7 protein-coding genes are annotated in these 4,624 nt (G+C 68.5%); 4 read left to right on the forward strand and 3 right to left on the reverse strand.

Translation table 11 applies throughout. The annotated features are described in order from the left end of the window. On the forward strand, nt 1-475 hold a 475-nt coding region (locus WAX14_RS20800), incomplete at its 5' end, for a hypothetical protein (RefSeq protein ID WP_422629944.1). A 26-nt stretch (nt 476-501) separates the two neighbouring features. On the opposite strand, the gene WAX14_RS20805 is transcribed toward WAX14_RS20800, so the two are convergent. Both WAX14_RS20805 and WAX14_RS20810 read right to left on the reverse strand, forming a co-directional pair. After that, a complete protein-coding gene (locus tag WAX14_RS20805; protein WP_422629945.1) occupies nt 502-2,097 on the reverse strand; it encodes a glycoside hydrolase family 13 protein in 1,596 nt (531 codons plus the stop codon). A gap of 78 nt (nt 2,098-2,175) precedes the next feature. After that, nucleotides 2,176-2,568 (reverse strand): globin, encoded by a 393-nt coding sequence (locus WAX14_RS20810; RefSeq protein WP_422629946.1) that lies wholly within the window; start codon nt 2,566-2,568, stop codon nt 2,176-2,178. A 166-nt stretch (nt 2,569-2,734) separates the two neighbouring features. Here WAX14_RS20810 and WAX14_RS20815 point away from each other — a divergent pair, with 166 nt between their 5' ends. The 3 genes from WAX14_RS20815 (at nt 2,735) to WAX14_RS20825 (ending at nt 4,146) form a co-directional block, all read left to right on the forward strand. Continuing rightward, entirely contained in the window at nt 2,735-3,361 is a 627-nt protein-coding gene (locus tag WAX14_RS20815; RefSeq protein WP_422629947.1) for an HNH endonuclease, read from the forward strand. Between the two features lie 64 nt (nt 3,362-3,425). Then, nucleotides 3,426-3,683, forward strand: a complete 258-nt coding sequence (locus WAX14_RS20820; protein ID WP_422629948.1) for a hypothetical protein — start codon at nt 3,426-3,428, stop codon at nt 3,681-3,683. After that, nucleotides 3,670-4,146 carry a DUF5130 family protein gene (locus tag WAX14_RS20825; RefSeq protein ID WP_422629949.1) on the forward strand — a complete coding sequence of 159 codons (477 nt, stop codon included), beginning with the start codon at nt 3,670-3,672 and terminating at the stop codon, nt 4,144-4,146. The genes WAX14_RS20820 and WAX14_RS20825 overlap by 14 nt, the downstream gene beginning before the upstream one ends. An 83-nt stretch (nt 4,147-4,229) precedes the next feature. Here the strand turns inward: WAX14_RS20825 and WAX14_RS20830 are convergent. After that, a partial coding sequence (locus WAX14_RS20830; protein ID WP_422629950.1) for an ERAP1-like C-terminal domain-containing protein occupies nt 4,230-4,624 on the reverse strand: 395 nt, incomplete at its 5' end.

Raw genomic sequence — 4,624 nt, forward strand, 5'->3', positions numbered from 1 at the left:
GGCCGCGGACGGGCTGCGCGCGGCGTTGAGCGCGCCCGGCGCGGAGGAGAGCATCGAACCCGGCTGGGCCGTCGATTCGGCGTGGCGGGGGTCGCTGCCACCGGAGGACGGTTACGTCCACATCGACGACGTCCCGGCGCGTGTCCTCGTCGATCTCGCGCAGCGGGGAGTGGCGGTGACCCGGGAACAGGGCGCGCAGGGTCCACCGGTGTCGTTGCTCGCGCAGGAGGTTCTCGAGGTGACCGGCGGCGGCACTACCGTCGGGGTGCCGATGCGGCTGGTGTTCGCGCTCAACGGAATGGGTTTCGTACCCACCGGCCCCGGGGTCGGTGCGACCGCGGATATCGACCTCGCGCGCATCGATCCGGCCGAGGTGGTGCGGGTGCGGGCCACCTCGACGTGGCTGCGGCTCGATGCCCGCTATGGCTCGGTGTATCTGCGACGAGGCGACGTCCCTGGACTGAACATGCTGTGACACAACAGGGTTCTGGGTCGACGGTGTCAGAGCAGCCAGGCCGCGGTGTTCGGTGGCAGTGCGGTTTCCACGTCCGGTGCGCTCGCGAGCAGCACCGTACCCGGCGGCAGCGGCACCGGCTCGTCGGTCGTGTTGAGCGCGCACGTCAGGCCGCCGCGTCGCCGGAAGGCCAGGCAACCGGGTGGGCTTCCGTACCAGGCGATCCCACCGGAGAACTCCGGACGGCGACGGCGCAGTTCGAGCGCCGACCGGTACAGCGACAGCATCGACGTCACGTCTTCGAGTTGCCGTTCGGCGGTCAGTGCGGCCCAGCTCGTCGGCTGCGGCAACCAGCCCTGTGCGGCCTCGGTGAATCCGAACGGCGGCCGGTCGCCCTGCCACGGCAGCGGAACCCGGCAGCCGTCGCGACCGCGGTCGGTGTACCCGGACCGTGTCCACACCGGGTCCCGCAAGGCGTCGTCGGGCAGGTCGACGTCGGCCAGACCGAGTTCGGCTCCGTTGTAGACGAACACCGCGCCGGGCAGCGCCAACTCGACGAGGATCATCGCCCGGGCCCGTTCGATTCCGGTCGCGCCGCCGCCGAACCGGGTGACCTCCCGCGGCACATCGTGATTGGACAGCGTCCACGTCGGGCTCCCGTGTACCGGAGCGACCGCGGCGAGCGAATCGTCGATCGCTTCCCGGATCGCAGCCGAGTCCCAGCCGGTGAGCGCGAGGTGGAAGTCGAATCCCAGGTGTAGCTCGTCGGGGCGCAGATATTCGGCGAACCGCCGCGGATCATGCACCCAGATCTCGCCGATCGCCACGGCGTACGGGTATTCGTCGAGGACCTTCCGGATCCTCCGGTGGATGGCGTGCACGTTCGGGTCGTTGAACCGCGGGTCGGTGTCGAAGTGCGTCAGCAACTTGTTCGACTGCCACCCGTCGTGGTCCGGCAGACCGTCCGGTTTGGCCATGCCGTGCGCGACGTCGATGCGGAATCCGTCGATACCGCGATCGAGCCAGAACCGCAGTGTCCGTTCCAGATCGGCGAAGACCTCGTCGTTGTCCCAGTTCAAATCCGGTTGTTCGGGTGCGAACAGATGCAGATACCATTCGCCGGGCGTGTCGTCGGGTTCGGTGATCCGTGTCCAGGCGGGGCCACCGAAGATGCTCGGCCAGTTGTTCGGTGGATCGCTGCCGCCGGGGCCCCGACCGTCACGAAAGTGATAGCGGGCACGTTCACTGCTGCTCGGAGGTGCGGCGAGAGCGGCGACGAACCACGGGTGGGCGTTGCTGGTGTGGTTCGGCACCAGATCCATCACCACGCGAATCCGCCGGGCGTGTGCCTCCCGGACCAGGTCGTCGAAATCGTCGAGGTCGCCGAACAGCGGATCGATGTCCCGCGGGTCGGACACGTCGTAGCCGTGATCGGACATGGGGGAGCGCATCACCGGGTTCAGCCAGATCGCGTCGACGCCGAGCAGTTCGAGATAGCCGAGGCGGTCGCGGATCCCGGTGAGGTCGCCGATCCCGTCGCCGTTCGCATCGGCGAACGACCGCGGATAGACCTGGTAGAAGACGGCGTCGCGCCACCACGGCACCGGCGATGCCGGGGGTTCGGGGTGGTGTGGCCGGGACACGGGACCATCGTGTCAAAACTCGGGGCCGTGCGCCGCCCCCGGCGCAACCACCGGGACGCCGCGCCTCACGTGTCCGCGTCAGTCCGGCGAGTTGATCAGGGAATCCGCCGCCATGTCGATGTAGTCGACCAACTGCCGGCGGTGCGCGGCGTCGAGTGTGGCGTCGTCGATGGATGCGATCGCGATGTGCATGCAGCGCAGCCAGGCGTCCCGTTCGGTCGGACCGATCGTGAACGGGTGGTGACGCATCCGCAGGCGCGGATGTCCCCGCTCGTCCGAATAGGTGCGGGGGCCACCCCAATATTGTTCGAGAAACATCCGCATGCGGCGTTCGGCCGGGCCCAGGTCTTCCTCCGGATACATCGGCCGGACGATCTCGTCCTTGGCGACCTCTTCGTAGAATCGCGCGGTGATCTTCCGGAACGTCTCGGCTCCACCGATCGCGTCGTAGAAGGTCTGCTCGTCACTCATCGTTGCTCACCGTTCCCTCTCGCTCGCCCATTGTGCCCGGTTCCGCTGTGAGGCTGCCGCCGGGGCGGCATCGGATGTTCACCACCGAGACCACACGGCGTCGGCGAATTCGGGGTGCGATTCGGCGGCATCCGTGATCCACTATTGCCAGTCTTCCGGAGGTCGCATGAAGCACCGCAGCAGCTCACATCGACAACTCCCGCCCACGGACGCCCCGGATGGGGTGCCGGGGGCCAACACACTGCGTGTAGTACACGATCCCGGTGCCGCACCGAACTGGTTCGGGCTGCGGGTGCTGCTGCTCAACGCCACCTACGAACCCTTGACCGCACTCCCCGCGCGCCGGGCTGTCGTGCTCATGACCTGCGGTAAGGCCGACACCGTGCACGAGGATCCGGCAGCACCGGTCGTGCATTCGGCGGAGCGATCCGTGCAACTTCCGTCGGTGATCCGGCTGCGCACGTTCGTGCGGGTGCCGTACCGCGCGCGGGTGCCGATGACCCGGGCTGCGCTCATGCACCGGGACGGCAACCGGTGCGCCTATTGCGGATCCAAAGCCGAAACCGTCGATCATGTCGTGCCGCGCAGTCGCGGCGGCGAACATTCGTGGGAAAACTGCGTCGCCTGCTGCGCGTCGTGCAACCACAAGAAGGCCGACCGGTTGCTCAGCGAACTGGGCTGGACCCTGCGGGCCGCACTGGTGCCGCCGGAGGGCAGGCATTGGCGTCTGCTAGCGACCCTGCCGGAGCTTCATCCGACCTGGTTGCCGTATCTGAGCGAAGGCGCCGCCTGAGCGCTTCGTGAACATCTCGGCCCAAGTGCGCCGGGATGGTACCGCCTGGGCTACCGTTTGCGGTGTGAGCATTCTCGAGACAACCCTCATATTCGTGGGCATCCCGTTGCTTGTGGTCCTCGTCCTCGGGGGGCTGGGCTACATCGGGCCGAAGTACACGGCCCCGGATCTGCCCGAGTACAAGCTCGGTGACAAGTGGGATCGCGAGCCGGTGCTGTGGAGCGCTGTCGACGAGGTGACCGGACACGGACACCACGGTGGACACGGACACGCCGGTTCGGCGACGGAACTGATCGGAGGTACCGCAAGTGGCAAGTGGTGACGTGATCCACGCCCCGGCGATCGCGCCGGAGAACCTGCCGTACGCCGCCGTGCAGACGGCAGGCGGACGCATCTCGCGGGCCATCCCGCTCGGCGACCCGTTCGACGAGAACCCGCCGTTCGGCATGTGGGACCTCGTCGCGCTCGACGATGCTCTCGCCGACGCCACCCGGGCCACCAAGATCCGGTTCAACGTCTACATCGCGGATGCGGCGGACCCGGCGGCGGCCACCGACACGGTCTTCCCGCAGACACCGGAGGCGGCCCGTTCGGTGCTCATCGCCGTCTACCCGAATCAGCGGTCGATCCAGATCCGCAGTGGCAGTGACGTCGAGGACCGCGTCACCGATCGTGTCGCGCAGCTCGGTGTGACCGCCGCGGTCTCGTCGTTCGGCCAGGGTCAGCTGCTCGACGGCCTCGTCAGCGCCATCCGCGTCATCAGCAACGCGGTCGTCGCCCCGTAGCGTCAGCTCCCCCCGTAGTTCCAGCTGCTCGGTGAAGGGACCCATCAGTCGGTCGAACCGGCTGAAGGGTCCCTTCACCCGTGTCAGGAGGCGTCGAAGGTGCGAGCCTCGAGCGACCGGACGACGCCTGCACGGCCCTCGACGACGAGCCGGCGCAACGCCGGCGGCCGGTCTTCGGCGAGGAATTCGTCGGCCGCCGCGACCGACGACTCCGAGATCGACCACGCCGGATACAGCCCGACCACGACCGTCTGCGCGACCTCACTGGACCGCCGTTCCCACACACCCGCGATATCGGCGAAGTACCGCGCCACGAACGGTTCGAGCAGCTCACCCTGCCCGGCCGGGGCGAACCCGCCGATGACCGCCCGCGCGGTGATGTTGGCGATCGAGTCGTCACCCACCACGGTGTCCCACACCCGCTCCTTGACCGCGGCCTGCGGACGCGCCGCCCGCGCGGCCGCCGCCTGACGGGCAC

The sequence above is a fragment of the Rhodococcus sp. (in: high G+C Gram-positive bacteria) genome, assembly GCF_049299235.1.
GTDB lineage: Bacteria > Actinomycetota > Actinomycetes > Mycobacteriales > Mycobacteriaceae > Rhodococcus.